Annotated in this window: 27 protein-coding genes, 1 tRNA gene and 6 pseudogenes; 28 read left to right on the forward strand and 6 right to left on the reverse strand. The window is 50.1% G+C overall.

Annotated features, from left to right (window positions below):
• Positions 1-823: pseudogene (locus tag AB5Z09_RS20815) on the reverse strand (IS3 family transposase); the annotation flags it as partial.
• 39 nt (positions 824-862) lie between these two features.
• A pseudogene (locus AB5Z09_RS20820) lies at positions 863-1936 on the reverse strand (IS66 family transposase); the annotation flags it as partial.
• A gap of 791 nt (positions 1937-2727) precedes the next feature.
• Here AB5Z09_RS20820 and AB5Z09_RS20825 point away from each other — a divergent pair.
• From AB5Z09_RS20825 to AB5Z09_RS20835, 3 genes and pseudogenes are all read left to right on the forward strand, one after another.
• Positions 2728-3159, forward strand: a pseudogene (locus AB5Z09_RS20825) (transposase); the annotation flags it as partial.
• Positions 3160-3164: 5 nt separating this feature from the next.
• A pseudogene (locus AB5Z09_RS20830) lies at positions 3165-3484 on the forward strand (transposase); the annotation flags it as partial.
• Between the two features lie 746 nt (positions 3485-4230).
• A complete protein-coding gene (locus AB5Z09_RS20835) occupies positions 4231-4902 on the forward strand; it encodes a polymer-forming cytoskeletal protein (protein ID WP_368196129.1) in 672 nt (223 codons plus the stop codon).
• A gap of 72 nt (positions 4903-4974) precedes the next feature.
• Here the strand turns inward: AB5Z09_RS20835 and AB5Z09_RS20840 are convergent.
• Positions 4975-5157, reverse strand: a pseudogene (locus AB5Z09_RS20840) (transposase domain-containing protein); the annotation flags it as partial.
• Between the two features lie 320 nt (positions 5158-5477).
• A tRNA-Thr gene (locus AB5Z09_RS20845) sits at positions 5478-5550 on the reverse strand.
• 483 nt (positions 5551-6033) lie between these two features.
• On the opposite strand from AB5Z09_RS20845, the gene AB5Z09_RS20850 reads away from it, so the two are divergent.
• From AB5Z09_RS20850 to AB5Z09_RS20865, 4 genes are all read left to right on the forward strand, one after another.
• Positions 6034-6273 carry a helix-turn-helix transcriptional regulator gene (locus AB5Z09_RS20850; RefSeq protein ID WP_368196130.1) on the forward strand — a complete coding sequence of 80 codons (240 nt, stop codon included), beginning with the start codon at positions 6034-6036 and terminating at the stop codon, positions 6271-6273.
• Positions 6263-7729, forward strand: coding sequence for a DUF3987 domain-containing protein (locus AB5Z09_RS20855; RefSeq protein WP_368196131.1), 1467 nt, complete (start codon positions 6263-6265; stop codon positions 7727-7729). Before AB5Z09_RS20850 ends, AB5Z09_RS20855 begins: the two co-directional genes overlap by 11 nt.
• A 525-nt stretch (positions 7730-8254) precedes the next feature.
• Positions 8255-8938: an inovirus Gp2 family protein gene (locus AB5Z09_RS20860; protein ID WP_368196132.1), complete on the forward strand. Its 684-nt coding sequence runs from the start codon at positions 8255-8257 to the stop codon at positions 8936-8938.
• Positions 8939-9021: 83 nt separating this feature from the next.
• Positions 9022-10053, forward strand: coding sequence for a hypothetical protein (locus tag AB5Z09_RS20865; protein ID WP_368196133.1), 1032 nt, complete (start codon positions 9022-9024; stop codon positions 10051-10053).
• A 63-nt stretch (positions 10054-10116) separates the two neighbouring features.
• Here AB5Z09_RS20865 and AB5Z09_RS20870 read toward each other — a convergent pair whose 3' ends face one another.
• Together AB5Z09_RS20870 and AB5Z09_RS20875 are read right to left on the reverse strand one after the other, a co-directional pair.
• A complete protein-coding gene (locus tag AB5Z09_RS20870; protein WP_368196134.1) occupies positions 10117-12438 on the reverse strand; it encodes a hypothetical protein in 2322 nt (773 codons plus the stop codon).
• Positions 12439-12580: 142 nt separating this feature from the next.
• A complete protein-coding gene (locus AB5Z09_RS20875) occupies positions 12581-12955 on the reverse strand; it encodes a helix-turn-helix domain-containing protein (RefSeq protein ID WP_259232163.1) in 375 nt (124 codons plus the stop codon).
• Between the two features lie 125 nt (positions 12956-13080).
• Between AB5Z09_RS20875 and AB5Z09_RS20880 the strand changes: the two genes are divergently transcribed.
• The 21 genes and pseudogenes from AB5Z09_RS20880 to AB5Z09_RS20980 all read left to right on the forward strand — a co-directional run.
• Complete coding sequence (locus tag AB5Z09_RS20880; protein ID WP_368196135.1) at positions 13081-13677, forward strand: tetratricopeptide repeat protein; 597 nt, start codon at positions 13081-13083, stop codon at positions 13675-13677.
• Between the two features lie 464 nt (positions 13678-14141).
• Positions 14142-14654, forward strand: a complete 513-nt coding sequence (locus AB5Z09_RS20885) for a hypothetical protein (RefSeq protein ID WP_368196136.1) — start codon at positions 14142-14144, stop codon at positions 14652-14654.
• 27 nt (positions 14655-14681) lie between these two features.
• Positions 14682-15287: a hypothetical protein gene (locus tag AB5Z09_RS20890; protein WP_368196137.1), complete on the forward strand. Its 606-nt coding sequence runs from the start codon at positions 14682-14684 to the stop codon at positions 15285-15287.
• A 577-nt stretch (positions 15288-15864) separates the two neighbouring features.
• Complete coding sequence (locus AB5Z09_RS20895) at positions 15865-16341, forward strand: lecithin retinol acyltransferase family protein (protein WP_368196138.1); 477 nt, start codon at positions 15865-15867, stop codon at positions 16339-16341.
• Positions 16334-16855, forward strand: coding sequence for a hypothetical protein (locus tag AB5Z09_RS20900; protein WP_368196139.1), 522 nt, complete (start codon positions 16334-16336; stop codon positions 16853-16855). The genes AB5Z09_RS20895 and AB5Z09_RS20900 overlap by 8 nt, the downstream gene beginning before the upstream one ends.
• Before the next feature lie 235 nt (positions 16856-17090).
• Positions 17091-17516 carry a DUF2787 family protein gene (locus AB5Z09_RS20905; protein WP_368196140.1) on the forward strand — a complete coding sequence of 142 codons (426 nt, stop codon included), beginning with the start codon at positions 17091-17093 and terminating at the stop codon, positions 17514-17516.
• A 9-nt stretch (positions 17517-17525) separates the two neighbouring features.
• Positions 17526-17828 (forward strand): hypothetical protein, encoded by a 303-nt coding sequence (locus tag AB5Z09_RS20910; protein ID WP_368196141.1) that lies wholly within the window; start codon positions 17526-17528, stop codon positions 17826-17828.
• A gap of 91 nt (positions 17829-17919) precedes the next feature.
• Positions 17920-18417, forward strand: a complete 498-nt coding sequence (gene radC / locus AB5Z09_RS20915) for a DNA repair protein RadC (protein WP_368196142.1) — start codon at positions 17920-17922, stop codon at positions 18415-18417.
• Positions 18414-18605, forward strand: a complete 192-nt coding sequence (locus AB5Z09_RS20920) for a hypothetical protein (protein ID WP_368196143.1) — start codon at positions 18414-18416, stop codon at positions 18603-18605. Before radC ends, AB5Z09_RS20920 begins: the two co-directional genes overlap by 4 nt.
• 24 nt (positions 18606-18629) lie before the next feature.
• Positions 18630-18968 carry a hypothetical protein gene (locus AB5Z09_RS20925; RefSeq protein WP_368196144.1) on the forward strand — a complete coding sequence of 113 codons (339 nt, stop codon included), beginning with the start codon at positions 18630-18632 and terminating at the stop codon, positions 18966-18968.
• 168 nt (positions 18969-19136) lie between these two features.
• Entirely contained in the window at positions 19137-19643 is a 507-nt protein-coding gene (locus AB5Z09_RS20930; RefSeq protein ID WP_368196145.1) for a hypothetical protein, read from the forward strand.
• Positions 19643-19858, forward strand: coding sequence for a hypothetical protein (locus AB5Z09_RS20935; RefSeq protein WP_368196146.1), 216 nt, complete (start codon positions 19643-19645; stop codon positions 19856-19858). Before AB5Z09_RS20930 ends, AB5Z09_RS20935 begins: the two co-directional genes overlap by 1 nt.
• Positions 19855-20217 (forward strand): hypothetical protein, encoded by a 363-nt coding sequence (locus AB5Z09_RS20940; RefSeq protein WP_368196147.1) that lies wholly within the window; start codon positions 19855-19857, stop codon positions 20215-20217. The genes AB5Z09_RS20935 and AB5Z09_RS20940 overlap by 4 nt, the downstream gene beginning before the upstream one ends.
• Positions 20214-20507 carry a hypothetical protein gene (locus AB5Z09_RS20945; RefSeq protein WP_368196148.1) on the forward strand — a complete coding sequence of 98 codons (294 nt, stop codon included), beginning with the start codon at positions 20214-20216 and terminating at the stop codon, positions 20505-20507. The genes AB5Z09_RS20940 and AB5Z09_RS20945 overlap by 4 nt, the downstream gene beginning before the upstream one ends.
• A gap of 80 nt (positions 20508-20587) precedes the next feature.
• Positions 20588-21130 (forward strand): hypothetical protein, encoded by a 543-nt coding sequence (locus AB5Z09_RS20950; RefSeq protein ID WP_368196149.1) that lies wholly within the window; start codon positions 20588-20590, stop codon positions 21128-21130.
• A 1-nt stretch (position 21131) separates the two neighbouring features.
• Positions 21132-21473 carry a hypothetical protein gene (locus AB5Z09_RS20955; RefSeq protein WP_209298741.1) on the forward strand — a complete coding sequence of 114 codons (342 nt, stop codon included), beginning with the start codon at positions 21132-21134 and terminating at the stop codon, positions 21471-21473.
• A gap of 32 nt (positions 21474-21505) precedes the next feature.
• Positions 21506-21802, forward strand: a complete 297-nt coding sequence (locus AB5Z09_RS20960; protein WP_245194098.1) for a hypothetical protein — start codon at positions 21506-21508, stop codon at positions 21800-21802.
• Between the two features lie 142 nt (positions 21803-21944).
• Complete coding sequence (locus AB5Z09_RS20965; protein ID WP_368194983.1) at positions 21945-22259, forward strand: hypothetical protein; 315 nt, start codon at positions 21945-21947, stop codon at positions 22257-22259.
• A gap of 2 nt (positions 22260-22261) precedes the next feature.
• Complete coding sequence (locus tag AB5Z09_RS20970) at positions 22262-22666, forward strand: type IV toxin-antitoxin system YeeU family antitoxin (protein WP_368194982.1); 405 nt, start codon at positions 22262-22264, stop codon at positions 22664-22666.
• Between the two features lie 470 nt (positions 22667-23136).
• Entirely contained in the window at positions 23137-24732 is a 1596-nt protein-coding gene (locus tag AB5Z09_RS20975) for a type I restriction-modification system subunit M (RefSeq protein ID WP_368194981.1), read from the forward strand.
• Positions 24729-24847 (forward strand): annotated as a pseudogene (locus AB5Z09_RS20980) (cell filamentation protein Fic); the annotation flags it as partial. The gene AB5Z09_RS20975 and the pseudogene AB5Z09_RS20980, both read left to right, overlap by 4 nt.

Here is a 24847-nt window from a genome sequence, read left to right on the forward strand (position 1 = left end):
CGCCTGATTGGGTTGTAAAACATCTCGATATAATCAAACACATCGCTGCGGGCTTCGTCTCTTGTCGCGTAAATCCTGCGCTTGATCCGCTCCCGTTTGAGCAACTGGAAGAAACTCTCGGCGACAGCATTGTCGTGACAGTTGCCACGTCGGCTCATGCTGCAACTCAGGTTGTGGGCCTTCAGAAAGTCCTGCCATTCAGCACCGGTAAACTGGCTGCCCTATCCGAATGCACCAGTACCGGCTGCTTGGGCTTGCGCCGCCAGACGGCCATCAATAACGCATCAACCGCCAAGTCTGCCGTCATGCGTGACTTCATCGCCCAGCCGACGATCTGGCGAGAGAACAGGTCGAGCACCACCGCCAAGTACAGCCACCCTTCTTGAGTACGGATGTAGGTAATGTCAGTCACCCAGGAGAGGTTGGGGGCTGGCACCTTAAACTGACGTGCCAGCGTGTTTGGGGCAGCCTGCGGGCTCTTGCCTCCATAATGCCCCTTGCGGCGTTGATAGCCCGTTTGCGAACGCAGCCCTTCCCGCCTCATTAATTTGGCCACACGGTGCTTGCCGCAGGCTTCCCCTGCGTCACGAAGGTCGCGATGGATCTTGCGATAACCGTAGACAGCACCACTTTCCAGCCAGGATTGCTTGACCAATCCGGTCAGTCGTTCGTCCTCCTGCTGTCGTGGCGATGTAGGCTGTTTCAGCCACGCGTAGAAGCCACTTCGGTGAACCCCCAGGGTCTGGCACAGGGTAACGACACTGTACCGGTCGAGTCGGGAGGTTATGAACGCGTACCTTTCCTTGACTCGCTGGCAAAGTAGTAAGCGTACAGCGAAGGCCGTATTGACAGGGGCGACAGGTTATTCCGTGGGCAGAGCAACACGCCATGGCAGCAGTTCACCGACCCGGTTCACCGGCCAGTCTGCGATCACATTCAGTACATGCCGCAGGTAATGCTCCGGATCTACCCCGTTCAACCGGCAGGTGCCGAGCAAGCTGTACAACAAGGCTCCCCGTTCACCACCATGATCAGAGCCAAAAAACAGGAAGTTCTTTCGCCCCAAGCTCACCAGCCGTAGCGCATTCTCCGCTATGTTGTTGTCCACTTCTATCCAGCCGTTTTCGGTGTAGTACGTCAGTGCTGACCACTGATTCAAGGCATAGGCGAAGGCCTTGGCCAACTCGGCGTGACGCGAGAGCGACTGCATCCTATCCCGTAACCTGCTCTCCAGCGCTTCCAGTAAGGGCTTTGCCCGTCGTTCTCGTTCTGCCAACCGTTGCTCTGCCGACATGCCGCGCAGCTCTGCTTCAAGGCTGTAAAGCTGACCAATTAATTCGTTTGAGGGCTTCGTGTGTGTTGTCTGATGGCGTTCGGATATGCACATCATGGAGCTTTCGCCAGGCATGAGCCCAGCAAGCGGCTTCCTTTATCGTCCCCGAGGGGCGGTCTTCGCGATATAGCTCATAAAATCCTGCGTAGGCATCTGCCTGCAGGACGCCGCTGAAATCGGCAAGATGGCTTTGCGGATGGACTCCCTTTCTATCTGGAGAGTAGGCGCTCCAGACGGCTGGCGGCAGTGCGGAGCCAGCGTTGCGATCATCGCGTACATACGTCCACAGACGCCCTGCTTTTGTCTTTTTATTGCCAGGGAGCAGTATCGGCTCCGAGGTATCGTCTGCGTGTAGTTTGCCATCAGTCCGCACATATTGCCGCAGTGCTTCCTCAAGCGGTGACAGCAATCTGCAACACGCATCTACCCAGCCAGAGAGCACAGAGCGACTCAGCCCCACACCCTGACGGGCATCGATTTTCGACTGGCGATATGGCATTTGGATGTGAGTACCCGAGCCAGTAAGCCAGGCCCGGCGATACACCGCTCGATATGACGTGATGGGGCTGGCGCTCGTATGATGAAATCGCATAGCCCGCAAGCAATCGTTGCGGAAAAACGGCCTAACCGAGCATATCAAAATAATCAAGACGTGCGCCCCCGGCATCAGAGTCGTTGCCGCCTACACAGCTCATGCTAAGTGCAAGACCGAGGATCGCATAGCAATAGCACATCCGAAAGGACAACTACTGGCGTTATTCCAGCACTCTGAAGCCGGTAGCCGAGGAAATAATTGCAGTACTGCAATTATCATCTTGTACCAGCCAGTGCTTTAGCTTTTCTGCGAATGGCACGATACTCTAAAAGCATCGGGTTTCTGCCTTCGAACGACCAGCCACCAAACTTTGCTAGCCACCGCCGAGGTGCTCTGGTTACCACAGAGCAATCGCATCAAGCAACAGGGCCCCAACATTCACTTAGCGTGCTCGGTTGTCATTTTTTCTTGGAGATTGACGCATAGCAAACATCATTGCATGATTTAATCAGTAACCCATTTTATCATAACCTTTGTTATGGCGAATGCTGGGGAAAGGCTGTGTCCCCTGGGGAAATGGATACCAGCCTAGCATTCGCCACCAATTTATCGCGCTATGGTCATTTCTGGTATACGGAGGGATGGAGGGAGTGACGTATCCTGCGGATTGATTCCTGACAGAGTCTCAATCAACAGAGGTGATATGCCATGAACCATTTTATCCTCAGCGCCCTACCACAACCAGAGGCCAATCCCCATGACCCACTCACCCTGTTGCTGCGTCTGGGGGCCTGAGAGCCCATTGCCCAAGCCGTAGATGCTGAATTACAAGCACTCCTTGATATACATGTCCAACGGTCGTGGGCTGACAACCGGCCCCAGACTTGCCACCGGAGAGGAGGATTTTGGAAGGGGCTGGCCAAGCGCTATCCGGACACCGTACTCCAGCGGTGCTGAGTACACAAAACAGCAAACGTGCTGTCTGTACTGCCCAAGTCAGTGCAGCACAAGGTCAAGGAAGCTCTACATGATATCTGGATGACCGAAACCAAGGTGGATACCCACCAGGCGTTTGACCCAACGCAGAGGCGCTTTCAAGCGAAGTCTCCGGGAGCTATGGATAAGCAGGTCAAGTACCGGCACGAGCAGCTTGGGCTCTATGATTTCACGGCCGAGCACTGGGTCAGTGCTCCGGATGAACAACCCGATAGCGTCGACGTTTTCGACAGTCAGGTTATGCACCACGCAAGCCAGAAACGGTGGGGCACGGGAGACTACCCTGGTGATGGTAACAATTTCAAAAATGGTAGGCAGTTGGCTGCAAGGCTGGGCCTAGTCCCAAGACTGCATTCCAGCGGTGGCAAACAAAAGTTGCAGGGGATCAACAAGCGCGGTGACCAGCTATCTGCAGGCATTGTTAATTCATGGCGCCAGGGCAGTGCTACGAGTAGCCGAACGCAAGGCGTCGTTCTCGGGAAGCTGGTTGGCAGGGGTGATCGCACGGCGCAACCATAACGTAGCGGCCAGTTGCACAAGCTAACAAGACGGCACGCATCAACTGGGCGTTGCTGGCACACGACAGACAGTCCGATGCCAAGTATGGCGTGGCAGCATGATGAGCGGGTTTATCACGACAAAGGTTGGTTGATCCTTCCGTGGCAAGGCTTTGATAAGGAGCACCGCTTGCACGGGCAATCATGAAGTGATGGCGAGACAGCCCAGACCGTAGCAGGTAAAAACCGAACTTTTCATAGCACTGACAAGTAACGTAGCGTTGATAGCAGAGCCAGTGAATTCCATCAGGGATAGATACCCAGACCTCAATCGAAGCCCGGCTCTATGACGGTAATCTACACCTGACTCACTTGCCTTGATTAAGGGCTTGGCAAACCTGAGCGACCATCTATGAATAACTCAAAGATGAAGCAAAACGTAGTCCATCAAGCCGGGGCCAGTGGTTCCACCTGGTGGAGCTATGGACTGTACTCCGGTTTGATGTGGCTTTTCGGGGTAATCTGGTTGCAAAGCATTTGCGTTCTGCGGGGGTTTAGATAAGTTACCTGCAAACATAACGGTTTATAGCAGAAATTTAGTATGAGCCGATGAGCTTAAAAACATATCCGAACTGGCTAACCCATTACCTGAGTAAGTCGTCGCGATGGATGTAACGGCTTGGAGAGTGAGCGAGCGGGAATAATTGTGGCTACTGAGAAGGACTTGTTAATGAAGTCGAACGGGACAAATGGCCGCGAGTCAAGAACGAACATCACGTAAAGATAATCTAAGCACTTGCAATCAATTTCCTGCTTAAGGCCACTTGTCGTCACCGATTGGCGACCATGTAGTTAAAAAGGCTTGTGTGATGAGAGAGATAGTCTGGAAGTTGCTGGCGAGACTGCAACAGCGCAAGCCCAGTGACGCCCTCTATATTGTCTGGTTATGCTGGGGGGCTGCCTTGCTGCTCTACGTGCTGGGGTCGCCCAGTTTTCTTTGGCCAGTAGCACCTCTGTCGCTGGTTTTTCTTGTTTGGTTGGTGGAGAGAGTCCGGATGTTTGGAAGAAAAAATGGTGGTATGGCTACAGCTTCGACCGAAGCGACGGTGATTGCAGCTGGTACCAGCTTCAAGGGCGAGTTGCAGATTAAGGGAAATTTAGAGGTACATGGGCACGTCAATGGCACCATCCAACTCACAGAGGGTGTGCTGCGCATCATGCAGGGTGGCCGAGTCGAGGGCGACGTTAGTGCTCCACACGTGTTCATCAATGGCTTGCTAGAGGGCTCTTGTTCCTCCGCTGAGATGGAGATCTTGGAAAGTGGCCACATGCAGGGGCTCTTCAAAGGTGGCAGCCTCTCCATTCGCAAGGGAGGCAACTTTGTCGGCCAGTCCTCCCCAAGCGTAGCAAAAAATGCAGATCCGGTTTTGCAAGCCGTTTCTGAGACCCGAGCGCAAGATCACAAGAACAATGTGAAAACGCAGCCACACACGGCTACAGAAAAAAAGATGGGGGCGGAGCTGGCCAAACAGGGAGGCTAACGAATGGAAGGTAGTCCTATGGTGATGAGTCCAATCAATTGGTATGCGACCATGGTACATATTCTCTACCAGTCATGGGTGCAGGGGTTCATGATCGCCCGGAAGATGCGGGGGAACAACACGCCATGGCTGCAGTTCGCTGACCAGGTTCGCCGGCCAGTTTGCGATCACATCCAACACATACCGCAGGTAATGCTCCGGAGCGACCGCATTTAATCGGCCAGTGCCTAGCAAGCAATACAATAAGGCTCACTGTCATGGTCATGGAAAATAGACTGCAAAATCCAGCTACGGGAAAACCAAATGATATCCCACGGTGAAGAAGCGTCTTCATTGGCTTAACTGCTTCTAAGCAAGGCTTGGGCTTCATCGCGTATCGCACAATATCGCTGCGTGAGGAGGGTGCGCTTTTCAACTCGCCAACCGCCATATTTTGCTAACCAGCGCCTGGGGCGACGTGGATCCCAACTATCAATGGCTTCGCGTAATCGCACATCCAAATCGGTACGTTCTGCGTCTAAGTCTTTTATGGCTGGCATCGGGATCGGCTATGAGGAATTCGGTGGTGATCTTTGTGCTGGCTACCGGAATCGAACTGGTGACCTACTGATTACAAGTCAGCCGCTCTACCTACTGAGCCAAGCCCGCGTCAGGACGAACAGTAAAACACATCCCTGATAATGCTATCAATGATTAGTTACTGGCGCTAGACCCTACCTCAAAATGCACCAATCTACAGACGGGAAAGGCGGCGCGGCGTTCATTTATTGCTGGAGCTGTTGCTACTGTCGGAGAACCCCAACTGAAGGCGAACCCGACAAACCGCTCACACACCAACACCGCGTGACGCTCAGACAGCTTTTGTAGGCGGTTGGCACTGCCCAAAACAACACGAACACCATAGAAAGGTGCGCAAAATAAGCATAAACATCCACTACAAGCACCTTAACTCTCGACCAAAAAGAATAAACAACCACCCTCAGCGTAATGGCGGGCCAGCCCCGAGATGGCCAATCCATTTTCCCCGAGTATTCATTTTTTTCGCTCCTGAGTAATCTGCACCTCGTTGAATCGTAACGGACCTTACCGGTCCTTATTAATCGTAATCGTGCAGCTAAATAGGAGTACATCATGAATGAGCCACAACGGGTGATACGACTGCCTGAGCTAGTCAAATATCTCAGTGTATCCAGATCAACAATCTATTCGTGGACAAGTCCCCGTTCACCACAATTTGACCAGAGCTTCCCAAAGAAAATTTGTCTGGGTAGTCGAAGTGTGGGATGGATACTCGCGGACGTCCATGTTTGGCTGAAAAACAAACAAAACAATGACCTCAATAATAGTAAAGGGGTGACAGATGTACGCTAATAAACCAGCCCACCCTCGCATCAACTTTGGTGTGGATACGGAATTAGATGCAGCCGCGATATACACACCGATACATCCCTTTTCCAAAGAGGTTGATAAGATTGCCAAAACTAATGACGCAACCCTTGAAGTCGTGGCTTCTACACTGCTAGCTGCATTTACCTGCGTATATCAACATTGGGTCACAGTTAGCCATCCACTCGATTCAGAGACAACGGTTAAAATTACTCAATACTATCTTACGCTAGCCCCATCAGGGGGAAAGAAGTCACTCCTGAGTGATTTGATGTTCAAACCGATAGTCGAGCATCAGGCAACACTAGACAAGGTAAATCAACAGACACCTTTAGAAATCAAGCAAGAGAAAGAAATTTGGAAAACCAAGAAAAGTGCATTGTTGTCAGAGCTTAAAGCTGCATATAAAAATGAAGATGAAAATATTGATGAATTAGAGCAAAAGCTGAAAAGTCTTGTTGCCCAGGAACCACAGAAGGTTCACCCCATCCAACTACTACTGAATGGCGTGACGGTTGCAGGTTTGAAAAAAGCACTTGCTTTATCATCTATTCATCCCACGGTGTTTAGCTCTGAGGCCATTGCCTTTTTAAATGAATTGGCGGCAAACACCCATTTTATTACATTGCTTAATCGTACCTGGGATGGAAAACCCATGGCATTCGAGACATATCGTGAAAAGTACAATATACCAGACCCCAGGTTGTCTATGTTATTAATGACCCAAACATCGGTGTTTTTAAAAAAAATGCGTAACAATTCATTGATGCAGGACTCTGGGTTTTGGGCCAGATGCTTAATATCTGTGGCAACACCCAGCGGTCCTGCAGCTCACACCTCCTTCCATGATGACCAAGCCGGGAAAGAGGTTATCGAACATATCCACGAGAAACTTCGAGCTCAACTGGAGAACCCACAACCACGACACTTAACGTTATCGAACACAGCGGATATGGAGTGGAAACGGCTATTTCACATGACTCAATATTATCAGAAGGAGCCAAACACGAAAGAAGCGTCTACTCCCGCATTTTCAGCCAAGATGCCAGAGCACATTCTTCGTCTGGCAGCCGTCATCCATTTGATGTATGAAAAGGGAGACGTTATTGATATTGCGTCAGTTCAAGTGGCAACATCTCTTGTTAATGGTTTTCATGAAACCCAGCTTCGCTTATTCAGCACTTTTTACGGTAAACCTCAAGTGTACAGAGATGCCCACCTACTGCATGCATGGCTATTAAAAAATCGCTCCGGCTATCCATTTACGACAATGCAAACAATCAACAATCGGGGCCCGGTTAACTCACGTGACCTTGACAGCCTAAAAGAACAACTGGAAGTATTGAAGTCTGAAGATAAGATATACAAAGTGAGAAACGGGAAATCAACAGAGGTATACCTTCTTTGGAGGCCATATACGTCCTTACCCAACAACGACTAAGTGTCGAGTAAATATCAATAACATTTTGTGCATGTTATTACCACTGAGTTATTAGGTAATACAGGCAGAACAAGGCTTGCATATACTTAATCATGCCCATATTTAGTTCTATGGGCATGGCATTTTCTGTTGGTATAGTATTATTAGACTAAAGGTATTATTAGACTAAAGGTATTATTAGACTAAAGGTATTATTAGACTAAAGGTATTATTAGACTAAAGGTATTATTACTGCACCGAAGGCATCATCACCATTACGCTAAAAGCATTATTAGAGAGCATATCGTTACTACTAGACTGAAACCACTGTCACGACTATGCGCTTATAAAGCGACTGTCATAACCATCAGCAGATGGCTATCAGTATACAGCCACATCGATAGTGTCAAAGGCACACCATGTCACCATTATTCATAAAGACAACACAATGGGTTTAATTAACTGCGTGAGCATCAGCAAGCGCCTTTAACGCATGCTTAGAAACATGCTATTGAACTATTCACGATATAGACCGGTATCGACAACATGAACATTGAAACAATCCTTACTCCATTACAAAAGATGTATGGCCCCATTAATACTCACTACCTCTCTGAGTTGATAGACACCATCGAATCAGCGCAATGCACACAACCACGAATAACAGCTATTCGAGTAGACTTACGCTATCCGGCATCACTCCTGAGTGAAGATATGCCTTGTATTGCCTTGATAGACCGTGAGGATAAAATTACTCGCTTCTTTAAATCATTGAGGGCCAAGCTCAGTGTCTTGTTACTAAAAAAGCATAAAGCAGGAATACGATATTATCCTGATAACTTGCATTACGCTTGGGCACGTGAACACGGTAGCAGTGAACATCCGCATTACCATATTCTATTACTCCTTAACAAAGATGCGTTCTATCACTTGGGGGATTTTAAAAGCCTTGACTCCTTGGCTGGGCTCATTATTCAAGCGTGGGCAAGTGCGTGGGGATTGCATGCAAGAATTCCTGGTTATCAAGATGATTTGGCCTTATTTGCAAGGGCGGTACATTTTCCAATGAACGGTGTTTATCACCTCAACGTAAACAGCCCTGCAACGCAGTATGAGGACGACTGGATGAAACTGGTACGACGAGCAGGATATCTCGCTAAAACGCGTGACAAGGACATACAGAGCGGCTGGCGTAGCTTTGGCAGCAGCCTGACGTCCAGAAAAAACTGAGAGAATGTTTTTTGGGATTTTGCGTCAATAGGGGGTGGGAGATCCCCCCAAAGAGCTCGCATCGTCGCAGAAAAGGAAAAACCATGTTTATACGTGAAGAAAAGCTCGTTGTGGCGTCCACGATGACGCATGCCCCAGTTGGGGCTGAAGACAGGATAATCTACGGTAACCATCGTGTCAGACTACTTGCCTTATCATGCATTTGGGATGCGATGATGGCGCTATTAGCCTACCCCATTCCGGATCCAGAAAAGACCATTCTGTGGAATGAAGAGACCGACCAGCGGCTATTGAAGGGACTGACGATAGCGATACAGTTACACGATGCACATCGTTACAGTAGTATTTCTGATAGACGGCTGTTTCATCCCTTTTTTATCGCAATGCATGACACCAATATCGTTAACACGCATCAGACACTGACGCCACGCAGATTGGACAACATGCAAACAAAACCATCAGCACGATGGAGATATAGATTTGAACTTCTTGAGCATCTATCAACAATCAAGCGTGCATTATTAAAAAATAACAATGCAGGCCGTAATTATGAACGTGCTGTCAGAGAAAAGAGAAATACGATTACCGACACAATTAGATCTCTAGCACAATCACACAACACTGTGTACGTACTACGGCTTATGCTGCAAACACCAACGCAAACCTCATTTGAGGATATCATGGCTGCCCAAGAGAAGCTGTTTGATGTGATGAGTCGTAGGAATAACATCTGCAAAGATAGAATAGGGTATTTCTGGACTATCTCTTGCGATTGTAATCAGGACAATATACACACTTACTACATGGCGCTGACATTACTATTTCCAGCCACAAGTGTTGTCAACCAAGAACGATACCTGCAAGAAATAACGGATACGTGGTGCTGTGATTCAAGGGTTCCTACAGTAGTGCCTTGTGTGGGATATCTGTCGAGTTTACACAAGCACCATACGACTATCGAGAACAAACCCAAGATGGGCGATATTATTAACTTTACCGACCCACAACATGCCGATGTAATCGGCATCATGATAAGGGAGTATTATTTGGAGCAACGTTTGGTGCGGATCAATCATCCAACAAAGACAGCTGGCATATTCATCAAAAAACCATAGATGCAGTCACATCGCGCATTGCTATCACAGCTCAGCCCAAAAGACCGAGCTGTGAATGCGTGATTAAAGGCGAATAGGGTCTTTATAATAAGTGGGTACCCATTCCCCAGCCGCCTTATTTTCAGCCAACTCAAAATTGTTTATCGCTCGGCACTGACACGGTTTCAACAGGCTTATCAGCGTCTCATGCTCACGCACGTTGAGCGATGCAAACTTGGGGTTATGTCTTAACCCTGCCAATGTCATCAACTCAGGATATAATCGAACGGTACAGGTCCTGCATAGCCTCATTTTGGTATAGTCATGTTGCGGCTTTTTTTGTTTGTACTTGCTAGAGACATTGGGGAAAATCAGCCAGTTCAATGAGTTTTCAATACCTTTGTGGTAAGACTCAATGGCTGACTCATTGATTGTGACCTTAGATGAGAAGCAAATATCCCACTGCAGAATGCTGTCAATGTAATTTTCTATCTCAATGAATGGGTTAATAACCTCACCGGTATATCTATCCTCTTCCAAAAGGGACAGCATACGAGGGTCATGGGATGGAAAAAGGTTTATTGCACGCCAATTTAAAATAAGGAATTTGTCTATAGCTCGCGGTCGACGATGCTCAAAGCACCCCATGACAAGTTTATTATAAACTCGGATGTAACCTAGGCGATGCAGCATGTCATGCTTAAAATCAGCATGAATAGCCCGATGTCTTAATTGATGTATATAGTCAAGCGCGCCATTGAAGTAGTCATCCTGGTGCGCGAGTATTCTAGACTCGCAATATTGAATTTCTGAGCGCCCTTTCAACTTATCGTGCTTGCTCTTTGCGATAAAGATGCACCACGCCAAGAAACTTGTATAGCGATTGCTTTGCCCGCCTTTCAAAAAGGCTTTAAGTTTACCCTCTTCTTTTCTAATCTCTTCCATGGCAGGTTTACTATTGAGTGCCTTTTTACAAAAATTGTTAATCTCCTCAACCTCTGTCAGACTGATGCCTTTAACATCACGCTTGTTGATCGCATATTTGAATGCAGTGAAAATACTGCGTAACTCTTTATGACCATACTCTCGTTTATCCTCAATATTCAGATTGGCTTTAATGTTTTTATTGGAGCTAAGGTCAAAAGTCGCGTCTTTATTAAAAAAGAGTTTAAACTGGCCATCAGCGCCAATAACAAATTCAATATTTGCATCTTCTTTTGGCATTATATTGAATTCAGCGTCATCATCACCAGGGAGTTTTCCTCGTGCCGTGTAATCGAGATGCAAGTTAAGCATTGATGGTTGCTTTAAGTATTTATTGAATGCGACCCTTCTTGGCTTGGGTGATTTGGTTTGATTTTCGTGTTTAAGTGATACATCGAGCAGCGCATTTTTACGAAGTGATATACCAAACTTTGTTTCCTCACTCAAATGCGCTTGAAGAATTGATTTTCTATCAAGTGTCAGATAACACTCCACGCGGTTACAGATGATAAGATTAAGTTTCACCTTGTCGCTGCGAAGTAAGCAAAAGTCCATATCGTTATTGAGGGATAGATATGCATTGTAAATAAAATCATACTCCCAACACAACCTCGTTGTTAGTGGGCTGTTACGCCACGGGGCATGGTGCTTGCCAGAAACATTCATTATGCGAAATAGCTGGTATACAATGTTGCCAGCACAATGCCAGCCACGGGCCTCTGTCCATCTTTTTTTATCATCCTCTGGTATGGGCAATCCCTTTTTAATTTTATCGTTTATCCAGCTTAACTCAGCATCGTTCGCAAGCACGAAAAAGTTCGTCCATGATTGATATTCTGCTGGCCGTTCTTGTTTGGTTTTAGTTTTGGTTTTAGCTTCGTATCTTGTTTCATCAATGAAAAGCCCACAAGGTACCTGCTTGACGTGTTTTCTCAGAAAGGTTTTCAGAAGAGGCGCTGAGTCGGAAGTTTCACAAACGATAAATTTAATGTATTCATCCAAATACCAAAGCGTTCGATTTTGATGAAACTTTGCCTTGAGCTCGCTCACTACACGCATCAAATAGGGCAGAATGAAAACATCCAGAACTGCCATCCTGACCAAATGAGGCGCCACTGATATGTCGATATTTTGTTTTACGATAAAGTCATAGAGCGAAAAAAATTGCAGACCATGCTTTGACAGTACACCACTTAACGAACGGCATTCTTTACACTTACAATCCTCATAAACATCCCTGTCACTATGGCATAGATGAAATGTAATTTTATTTATTAGCAAGCGATAGTCATCAGACGCCTTTTTCGTCATGGAGCTGATACTGTTTCGTTTGCTTTGGTCCGTATCATGGCTCTTGATATTGAATTTGCGTGCAACTCTCTCTACAAATCTTGATTTTTCTAAAAAAATCCTATTTGCCATATTTACCTCTACATTTATGACAGATGAATGCTGGCCAACTTACGTCATGGCATTGAGTCATCATTGAAATGGCCGCCCCTGTGCGTTCATTCATCGAAAGCCAGGTAAAAACAAATTGGGGAGCCTGCGGGCTCCCCAATTTCTATTGAAAGATGTCTAAAAACTGCACCAAAGCCTGCTGCTTATCCGGCGATAAAGAAGACCACTGCTGGTCCAGGCGCTTCTTCAGCCCGTTCTCTGGGCCGTATGCCAATGCCTGTGTCGGTTCTATTAAGGCTGTGTGCCTCGTTGGGCACTCCAACAAGAACCACTCAGCGGGTGTATCCAGCAGTCCAGCCACATCGACAAGCAAGGTCACACTGATGCGGTTCAGCCCTCGCTCATAACGAGAAAGCTGCTGTTGAGAGAACCCCAAGGCTTCCGCTAGCTGAGCAGCAGAAACACCAAGCTCTTTACGGCGTTGCTGGACTCGTTTTCCCAGTAGCACATCTACTTCTGTTGACGTGAGCTTGCTCATAACCCATCCCACCGACACCAATAATAAAAGTTGTGACAGATAGCCTACTGAGCAAAAAAGTTGATAAAAGCATCTTTGGGTTGTAAATTGCCAATGTGTACGCCAATGGTTTTATGGAGAAGGGCGTGGGGCTTTTCGGTGAATTAAAAGGACTAGCGCAACTTGTTGGCATCGGCGACGTCGCCAAGCTTGTTGGCGAGGCAGCAGTAGAGACTGTGACCGGCAAACCAATTGCAAACGAAAGAAAAGAGCTCCCCTCCCATGCTCAAGCATATGCGGAAAAGCAATATCAACTTGCCATGGTGACAACCGAACGCAAACAAGCAATGGCACTCTTGCTTGACGCAGCCCAACTAGGTCATATGGAAGCGCAGCACCAACTAGGTGTTCAACACCAGTTGAATTTTGATGAAATCAACAATGCTTGGATTGCTGCAAACTGGTATCGCAGAGCGGCAGAACAAGGGCATGCAATGGCACAGTTCTCACTAGCAGAAATGTATCACAATGGTGAGGGCGTAAATCACGATAACAAGCATGCCGTAAAATGGTACTTGCTGGCTGCACAGAAGGGACTTGTAGAAGCTCAGTCTTCACTCGCCCACATGTACGTAAAAGGATTTGGCGTGAATAAAGATCTCACTCAGGCGATATTCTGGTATCAAAAAGCAGCAGCGCAAGGAGACAGCAATGCTTTAGATTGCCTCTCCCGTTTGAGATAAGCTCCTCTCATGATTTAGTAAAAATTAATGCAGGCTGGTTCAATATCGTAATACAGGGCGGGGCTAACGAAGAGGGCGCTAGATTGGCCCCTTGAAGATCCAGACAGTTGCCATGAGCTAACGTTTAAAAAAATTACAACCCTATATTACAGCCATGATTCAGATACTAAAACCTAACCAGATATATATCAGGTTAGGCCACGTTGGATAATTATCCAGAAAGCATCGAACACCAACGTGTGGGCTAGTGCCTGATACCAACAAAGTCAAAACGCGCGGGGTTAACCAGCCTCATTCGGAAATAATCGTTGTGAGGGAGATTATGAAGGTTTTATTGGTGTTGCTCTGTGGCATATTTCTTGTTGGGCCAGTACTCCTCCGTATGCTGAGTGAACCTATTGGATGGATACTGCTAGCTATATTTAGCTTGGCTTTTGCCAGCAAAAGATAAACACGTTAATTTCATGGTGATTAAAGAAATGTTTAAAAAACTATCAATTATAACTTGTGCCATTGCCCTTAGTTATTATTTTTGGGGAGAAGAAATATTTCCTGTTGAGGGAACCAATCATGTGATGGGCGTAAACCTTTACAAGAAAACGGGACTCGCTGATTGTGCTTACGACGGCCATGACTGCAGCACGGTATACTCAATCCTCCCAAATGGCTTTGAACGCGCCATTGCAGGTAACAATAAGCTGTATCTTGAAGCGATGAGAGGTTTACGTGATTCATTTATTTTCGAGGAAAGGCTCTGTGAAGTATTGCAGCGTAAAAAAATTGAGTTCGAAAACCATTTTATCAGCACTTCACATCTGATGGCTTTGCGTTGTATGCCAATAGAAGAAACATCGTCCAAAGCTAATGCAGTGATAGATACTTCAAGTGAAACGAGCCCCGCAGGGCGAGAGAATGTTGCTAATGCAGAGGAAACCCCAACAACACAGCGGGAAGTAGCAGAGTCGTTCTGGAATTAACGCCTACCTCAACACTCAAGGAATCACATGCGCCCTATTCTTGCCACCAGTTTATTTTCAGTTGCATTCTTAATATTGGCCCCTAAGCCCAATATTCAACTCAGCGCTGAAGAGGTAAATGAAAAAGGTTTGACTGGCTTTGTCACTGAAGCCCCTGAGATCGAAGGCATAAAAAACTACAGTTTTTCCTATTTAGGCATCGATAAAACATTCGATGAACTAGCATCTCACTGGGCATTTTGCCCAGAGGGTGTCAAATACTACTTCAATCGAGAGAGCCAGCAAGGCCGGATAGTTTGTAGCGTTTTAAATAGACAACCCAAAATAGATGCGACCTTTCTTTCCAAGGTTGGCGTAATCCCTGACAATAAATACCTCGAACTTTACTCTGCCAACTATATCTTCATGTTCAAATCCCCCACTCAAGGCCACCTCTCTTTTCTAGGCCACTCACTTGAGCTGACCTGGAAAGATGGCACACATCGAGAAATATTAAAAAGCGAAGATAATTACGACGTGCATTTATTAAAGGCGCTAACAGCAACAGCGGCTACAGAAAGAAATGACATTAGCAATATGCCGCCTGAGTATTATTACGGCTACATGAAACAACTGTATCTTGGACACCCCTGATAGATGAGCACTAGGAGAGCATCCTTTCATGACTGTATTTTTAATTATCGCAGGACTAATCGTTACACTTTACCTATTTCGAAGGAGGTGTAACATAGTGACTATCACTGTCAAAATGGTCATCACGCTCGTCCTTTTCTCACCAATACTCAACGCTGTCGCTGGAGCAAAGCACGTCATTAGTTCCTTAACCCATTCAGCCTTGGCATGGGCAATCATTCCACTGTCTATTTACATTCTTTTATACATCATTAGCCCCAACGCTGATGATTAAACCAACACAATTTAAGGTGAGCCTATGCAGATTGTTTTCACCATTTTGGGCATGGTTTTTTGGGTGGTTGTACTGGTGAAAGTTTTCAAATCCAACAACCCTACATGCCGGTTCATTCAACGGATGTTTATTGGGGCAATTTGTTTTGCAATCATCACTGCTGGCCCGCTCATCTACATGCGTTACGTAGATATATAGAAGCTAAATGGGCTTTATTATTTGCTTTATAATGAAATCACTAATGGCCCCTGATATCAGGGGCCATTTTTATTTATCGAAAAGATGACAAGGTTGAGGTCTAATATGTCGATAGCATTATCTGACGAATTATCCCCTGGCGACCATCTGGTCAGTCCACGGCTGGGATTTGAACATCATGGTCTTTATCTGGGTCAGGGACAAGTTATTCACTACGCCGGAGGTGTGGGCGTAAGCTCTTCCAGTGCTGGAGACGCCGAAGGCATTGAGTGTGTGTCGCTGTCTGAGTTTGCCCAAGGGCAAGCGGTGCGGGTAATTGAACATCCTCACCGTCGTTATGATGCTCAAGCGGCCATTTCACGGGCCTATCGTCGTCAGGGAGAGCAACGGTATCACCCGGCGTTCAATAACTGCGAGCACTTTGTGCAATGGTGTATCGAGGGGGTCAGCCACAGCCCCCAGGTCTCGCGGTGGCTACTGGCGGCTGCCCGTGCCACCGGCCATCCGTTGTTGGGCGGCGCCATTGTGCTGGGTGGCCTCTTGGCCACGTGGTGGAAGAGACAGGAGAATAACGATGAATAATCGCGTAGATACCACCTTACCCAGGTCCGCACGGTTGGGCTTGTCTGCCCATACCGAGGCGCGGTTTCAGACGTGGATGCAGCAGGCGCTTGCTAACCTTGCGGTATCACCAAAGATACTGAGCGAAGGACACACCGCGCTGGTGACCCTCGCCTCACCAGAATGCGTTGACAATGCTCCCCAGGCGCCGACTGTCGCATCCACACATCAGGCAGCCCACTTTCCCGACACCAGTTGTACCTTACATTGGCAATCCGGGCGCTGGGTGATTGCCAGCATGTCGTCACTGACACACATTGAGGAGACGGCCTCTCCTTGTTGTGAGCATGCCTTCTGGTTTGGTCAAGAGACCGTAGGGTATCAGTTGCAATGGGCACCGATGCGCCATGAGGCCCTGGTCATCGCACTGCAAGCGTGGGAACAACAGCTCCAATCCGTGTCGGTGCTGGTGATTGAGGTCTCCCTTGCGTTGGATAATCAGGAGCATGACATCACGCTTTGCGTGTCTCTTTGAGTTTCTGGTATCTGCATCACTGCAGACTGACCATTTTTCACCACCTCGTTCACATTGGACTATGCTCAATACCAGCAGGTACTGAATGCGTATCTCGACCTTCAGCCCTTCCAGCGCCTACCGGTCGATATAACCGCAGCGTCCTGCTCTTCCGATGTGGCGGTGTGAACGTTCATTTCAAGCCCGGACCTGACTCCAGCAGGTCTGGGCTTTCTTTTTATCCCGGAGTTTACTCATGGCCCTGCCTGTTAATCTGGACAGCTTATCCCTGCCCGTGACACAGCCTTTGCTTACCTTGCTTGGTGACACGCTCACGCACACCCAGCGTGACCTTGCCAACCTGACAGCCCTGACCTTTCACTTTCGCAATCCCATCTACAGCCCGACAACGGGTGGGGTACACCCGGTTGAAATCCGCCTCATACGCCAGGCAGGCTGCTGGCACATCGATTACATCACCGATTTGAGCTATCAAGGCCAAGGCCAGGATGCAGAGCTTTGCAAAGAGCTTGATTTCAACTTCCTAGAGAATGAGCACTATCTGCAAGGCTGGGGACCGCTCCCTATGGCAGAGGCCCAGGAGCTGTTCACCCTGTGGCAACACAATTTCCTTGCCTATGCCCAGCTGGGCTTTTTTACCGTCACCGTCACTGGTGACTGAGGAGCACAGATGCCCAAACAACCGATAGCCGTTGAGCTGGAGGCCATCAATTGGGAAGGGGAGGCGCAAGTCGTGCGTGACAGTGGCCTGACAGTACAGGGCTACAGCGTCTACCTGCGAGCAGTGGAGGCCAGTGGACTTGCGCTGGCCACCTGGATAGCGGACTACGACACCCTCAACCCCGCCTATGAACTGGCAGAACGGCTGAGTGTAGCACTGGCTATCCCGCTCAATGTGCAGGTCCCCGAACCGTTGATACCGGTGAAGCGGAGACCCACAGCCACAGCAGGAACCATCACCACAACCAACTGAGCTATCTCCAGAGTTAACCAACAACCCCTCTATATCCGTTTGACCTCGGCACGCCTCGCGCTGCCGAGGTTTTCTTTTTCAGGAGACCACCATGCGTTACCACAAGCTCAAAGCCGGGGAATGCCCCGGCACCTATGTCGTCACCGAACCCGTAACCGAGCAAGACCTGCTGCGCATCGCCAATCAGATTGCCAGGAAGCGTCTGGCAAAAGGCACTGCCATCACCAGTACCACCGAGGCCGCAGAGCGGCTGCAAACCCTGCTGCAGGACCGGGAGCACGAAGTGTTTGGCGCACTGTTTCTCGACTCCCAACACCGCGTATTGGCGTTTGAGGAGCTGTTTCGCGGAACCTTGGACAGTGCCAGCATCTACCCACGGGAAGTGGTCAAGCGGGCCTTGCTACTCAACTGCGGGGCCATCATCGCGGTCCATAACCACCCAAGCGGCGACCCGGAACCCAGCCACTCTGACCGGGTCTTTACCCAGGCCCTCAAAGGGGCCTTGGGCCTCGTCGATATCCGGTTGCTCGACCATCTGGTGGTCGGTGCTGAGGGCGTGGTCTCGATGGCCGAAAGAGGTCAGCTATGAACCAGACCCCAGATAAGTCACACCTCACCGCCCTCGACATCCTCATCAAGCTGCGCAACTGGCTGGCAGACAACGTCGAGATGCAGGCCGAGCCCGCCATCGTGGCTCACCTGCCTAACGGCTATCAGCTCACCCAGAGCGATTGTGTCGAGGCCATTGATGCGCTGCTGCATCAGCTACGCCATTAACACATCCAACAAGGGACAAGCACCATGCGATTACCTAACCCCTATTCCCTTGTGGAAACCCTCAAGAAGCTGCGCCATCGTCTGGCTACCGCCTGCAACGAGGATGCGCAGGCGTTGCTGGAAAAGGCCGTCGCCAAGGCGCGTGACGACGAGGGTTATGCCAAGCAGTTTGAAGAGACCTTGCTGCAGGGCTCTACCGTCGAGATACGCGAATGCCTCAGTTGCTTTGGCGACTACTTCGAGCGCTCCCGAGACGCACCGCCCTACTACCCGCATCGCGATGCCGTTAACGGCATTGATTGTGCACTCTACGCCATCCTGTTCGATGCGGCTTACCCAGACGCAGCGCGGGCACAGCAATAACATGTATACCGATCGCCGAATAACATGCATGCCGATCACGTTTCCACCCAATAACCCGGATCATCAAACCAGAATCATCAGGTCCAACACCATGATCCGGATATTCCGATCCCCCCAACAAGGCCACCTCACTACAGGTGGCCTTTTGCATTTCAAGGAACTATGCCCATGTCTGCCTTCATGATCGATCGCAAGGACTACCTTACCTTTGCCGTACAGTTACACCGCTTTTGCAATGCCCCGATGCCGCCGCACTACACCCTTGAGTTGCTGCGCACCCTCTGGTGGAACTCACCAATGGATGTCACCAGTACCTGGACGTGGCGGGTAGACCGGCTGGTGCGGCTGATGATGCTCGCCAACCGGCGTGCAGTTTGGCATCGCTATCAGCTGAGGCGTCAGCAAGAGCACAAGGAACCACGCCAGCCCCGCTCGACCAAGCTGAGCCCACTAAAACCTGCCCACCGTTACCATCAAGCACCACTCACCGATGCCGAACTGGTGGCCCTCTACAAATTCACCTGCTGCGCCTTGTACCAGTCGAGCGAATGGACCGGCAGTCCTGAGCAGGCGCCACGGCTAGTGAAGGTGATACAGCAGTTACAGCAGGCGCTGGCGCAAGACGTGCTGACCCGGTTGTCACTGTGGGAGCAAGCCCCTTGGGGAGAGATGTGATGAGCCTTTCCATCACCCTGACGGTGACAAGCTCACCTCCGCGCTCAACTGCCCATATAGCCCAGCGTATCGCCGATGACATGGCACACCTGCATCATCGTCTGGGGGATGGGGTCAGTGATGAATTGGGCATCAGCATCAGTTACCTCGTTGAACAGTTTGCGCTGCTGGCAACAGCTTACCGAGAACCTGCAGAAAGGGAGAAACACCCATGATCGAGTTCAACGATAGCTTCACTCAGGTCGCAGTCGCTCAGGCAATGAGCGCACATGGCGATTTGCATCGGCTCATTACCTATCAGCTCACCTTCCCGAAGTGGGCACACGACTATGACGAGACCGGCAAGCGCACTGGCCCCGATAAGATCAAGCCCGTGCCAACGATGCACAAGACCTCGCTGTTCGTGAGTCCACTGGACATGGTGGACGACCTGCCCCGCGAGATTAACTTTGCGTGGTGGGAGCGTGAGTGCAACGACCTCGGCTATCCCGTTGGGGAGTGGCGACGCACCATTGTGGGTGCCTACGTCAACCACGGCAGTAATGACAAGCCGGATTGGAGTAGCCATACATGACCATGACAATGCCCACTACTCCAGCAATGGAGCCAGATGTCGCTATCGCCAGGCTCCGGGCCCATATCGAGGAGTTCATTGCACTGGTGTTGACTCAAAAGCTCGATGCTCTGTTAGCCAGTCTGGTGCGCTCCGGCGTACTGACTCTCGATAACTGGGATGGGGCCAACCTGGTCCTGCCTCGCACTGTGACCACTGCGCTGCTGGAGGCTGCCGCCGAGCGGGTGATTTGGCATAGCCACCGCCGTCGCTATCAGCGAGACATCAACCGCCTCAAGCAAGCGCTGTAGACATCCTCCCGCAGTTGCACACCACAACCCCACGCAGCCCCTCACACCGAGGGGTTGTTTGCATTTGAAGGAACCCAACCATGCACGACCTGCGTGATTACAAAAACCTGTCTACTCGGCAGATAACCGCTGCCATCGGCAAGCTCAACCACAACACCGTGCCAAAGATAATGACCCATCTGGCATTACGGACCAGACAGCCCCATCCGCTTGGTAATGGCCGCAGCAGAGCCAAGGCCCTCACGCTGCTGCGCCGGGTCAAGAAGGCTCACAAGGCAGGACGAATCCCGCTTGAGCTCACCGTGACGGGTTGCCGTATAGACAGGGGGAGCCATCAGGCTGACCGCTACTACTACGACCGCACGCTACTGGCCCAAGACTGGCAGCAGTTCGACACCGAGGAAGACGCCTGGTACTTCGGCATCTGGATTAACACCGAGAAGCTGGAGACCTTTACCTATGCCGAGGGGGATACCAGCCATGTGATTGCGCCGAGCGTCGAGGCGTTTCGGGCCGAGCTGGCGCGGCTCTACCAGTACCACCCACAAGCCCCAGCGTTTATCAGCATCGACCCGGAAGCAGGCGTTGTGACCCACCATTTTGAAGCCAAACCGGAGGTGTGACATGGCGAAAAACATCACCATCAAGGTGCCCGGCAAACATCCGCAAACCGGCGAGCTCACCACCTTTGAACTCAAGGGCCAACGCATGGATATCGACATCGGCGGACAGGCGGTGCCCTTCCTCATTCACGGGAGGGGCATCGGCACCTCGCTCACCCACATCCCGAGCGGCTATCGCATCGCGCTGCTCGGCGGCTGGCTCACCGCGCGTTACGCAATCCCTGAGAATAAGCCCAGCAGAACGACCTGCGCCCGGATGGCCATAGACCGACTGGTGGCCCAATACGGCTCGCAGCACCTACTGGACCGGCTCAATTGCAAGCCGGTTATCAATCAACAGTAATCACCGCCCAGACGACAACAAGGAGCGATGCAATGACCAACACCCTACCAACAATGCCTGTCCTACAGGTCGGCTATCCGGTGATGAAAATGCTGGATGTCGCCATGAGCACCATCGTGGGCGATTACGATGACGCAGACCTGGTACCAGAATGGCAATGGGTCAAGCGTATGGCCTCCCATGAACATGTCGGTGTGAAGGATGACTCCGCCTACGAATATATGTTGAACCTGGCCTTGGAGCTCGATGCCTACCCGCCAACGTTACAGCCCTTGCTCGCAGCAGCAACGCAAGCCGGGGTGAGCTACATCCTGTTTTACAACGACTAGCCACTGCGTCTGTCACTGCGGCCCGGCAGCTTTCGGCAGCCTCGGCACCAACGGACACGACAGCCCAGCACCGCTTATCCACAAACAGCATAAAGGGCCAGCCCTCACTGGCTGGCCCTTTGCATCCAAGGAGTCACCGAACATGACCCGTCTCATCACCGGACTCGAGGTGCATCGCTATGCCCCCGAGCTTAACAAATTGCATCTGCGCAACCGCCAGATGTTACCAGCCCCAGGTATCACCACCATCAAGGAAGCCAAAGCCCGTCTGTTTAGCCGCTGGCAGCCAGGGCATCAGGTGACCATCACAGTAAGTCACCCTGACTACGTCAATCTCTCCCGGCTCTACAGGGGGCGACTGGCAAGCCTGACCGACCTCCCTGCTAACTTGACCAGACTACGCCAGCGCCACAACGTGCCCGGCACCATCATCGACATTGAATTGAGGTATCGCTAATCATGACCACGACAACCACCCACACCCAGGACCAACAACCCGCAGCACCAGACCAACTCACCCGGATTTTTGCACAGTGGGGCTTGCCCCACACCGTGACACCGCGCTTTGGCGCTCGCCTTATCCAAGAGCATCATCGCCTGCACTTTTTGTCAGACCGAGCCTCATTGATTGGCGAATGGGAGGCGGTGGCTATCGACCAGCTTGAAGCTGTTTTCCCAGCCATCATCAAGGAACTGGAAGCCAAATTGCTGACTGGGGAGCTGGATGCTCAGCGCCAGCAACGTATCACCGTCCATCACGGTGGTTTCACCTGCGAAGCCGATGCCCTCGGCAGCCATGGCTATGTCTACGTAGCGATTTACTCTGCGACAAGCATGGACGCCAATCCTGAGCGCCAGGCGTGACCTCCAAAAATGGAATGTGGTAATATTTTTATACCCATTCGTCCGTGATAAGTGTGTGGGTCGTGGGGAAGGCCAATACGTGGCCTTCCCTTTGTTTTTTGTAGCCATCATCCGAACAAAATCACCACCCCATCACCTGACTGCCCCCTACTTTTCCGGTATCATGCGGGCCATGTTTTCCACAGAACCAATTCTCGATATGCCATGTATCGATTGGCTGTGCCTGCACTCAAGCCAAGACGAGACACATGGCAAATCAGACTGTAACCGTGACCTTACCGCCAGTTTGTACGGCGCACTGCATGACCCCGTCTGAAACGTCTGTTCGCCCGCATCCAAGGGGCCGTCACCGATGGCTCATCGTCAATGGGCGGCGCGTCTTCAGATAGGCGCTCTGCATTCACAATGCTATACGTCGCCTCCACGTCTGGTGACGTCGTGGCGCAACATACATCAACAGGAATAACCGCATGACAAGTACTCAACAACGTGCCGCATTACAACGCCAAATTTGGGCCATCGCCAATGAGGTGCGTGGCGCAGTGGATGGCTGGGACTTTAAGCAGTATGTCCTCGGCACGCTGTTTTATCGCTTCATCAGTGAAAATTTCGTCAACTACATTGAAGGCGGTGATGACAGCATCAACTATGCGGCGCTCGCCGATAAAGATATCCCGCTTGAGGTAAAAGTGGATGCCATCAAAACCAAGGGCTACTTTATCGCCCCCAGCGATTTGTTTGTGAACGTCGTCAAAGACGCACATACCAACGAGAGCTTAAATACCGACCTGGCTCATATCTTTTCTGCCATTGAAAGCTCTGCCAATGGCTACCCATCAGAGCGCGACCTGAAAGGGTTGTTCGCCGACTTTGATACAACCAGCAACCGCTTGGGCAATACCGTCACCGACAAAAACAAGCGCTTGGCCGCCGTGCTCAAAGGGGTGGCCGAACTGGACTTTGGTGACTTTGATGGCAGCCAAATCGACCTGTTCGGCGATGCCTACGAATTCCTTATCTCCAACTATGCGGCCAACGCCGGTAAATCAGGTGGCGAGTTCTTTACGCCGCAGCATGTGTCCAAACTGATTGCGCAGCTCGCCATGCACAAGCAAACCCGTGTTAATAAAATTTATGACCCCGCTTGCGGCTCTGGCTCCCTGCTGCTGCAAGCCAAGAAGCACTTTGATGCCCACATCATTGAAGATGGCTTTTTCGGCCAGGAGCTCAATCACACCACCTACAACCTGGCTCGCATGAACATGTTCTTGCACAACATCAACTACGACAAGTTCAACATCCAATTGGGTGACACCTTGCTTGAGCCGCATTTCAGTGATGACAAGCCCTTTGATGCCATCGTCTCCAACCCACCTTACTCAGTGAAGTGGGTGGGGAGTGATGACCCAACCCTGATTAACGATGACCGTTTTGCGCCTGCTGGCGTGCTGGCTCCCAAATCCAAGGCTGACTTTGCCTTTGTGCTGCACGCACTGAGCTACCTCTCTGCCAGAGGCCGCGCCGCCATCGTCTGCTTCCCTGGCATCTTCTACCGTGGCGGGGCTGAGCAGAAAATCAGAAAATATCTGGTCGACAACAACTATGTTGAAACCGTGATTTCGCTGGCGCCCAATCTCTTTTATGGCACCACCATTGCGGTGAATATTTTGGTGCTCTCAAAGCGCAAAACTGAATCAACTACTCAGTTTATTGATGCCAGCGGTCTGTTTAAAAAGGAAACAAATAACAACATCCTCACTGACCAGCATATCGAGCAAATTATGCAGGTGTTCGATAGCAAAGAGAATATCGCGCATTTTGCCAAATCGGTCTGTTTGGATGATATCGTGGCCAACGAATACAACCTGTCCGTAAGCAGCTACGTGGAAGCCAAAGATAACCGTGAGGTTGTGGACATTACCCAGCTTAGCGCCGAACTGAAAACCACGGTGGCCGCCATTGACAAGCTGCGCAAAGAGATTGACCTCATCGTGGCCAAAATCGAAGGAACGGCGATTGAAGAAAGACCGACCGAGGGCATGGACGGCGAAGGAGAGGTAGCATGATGTTAGAGAATAAATTAAACATCACCAATCAGGTTGAACTTGCCAAAGCTGAGGAGAAAATCAGTAAGCAAAAGGCTAAGCAACTTTTCGACTCTGGCGACATTAACAAGGCCGA

It is taken from the genome of Aeromonas sp. R2-2 (genome assembly GCF_040908355.1).
In the GTDB taxonomy this organism is placed as follows: Bacteria; Pseudomonadota; Gammaproteobacteria; order Enterobacterales; family Aeromonadaceae; genus Aeromonas; species Aeromonas veronii.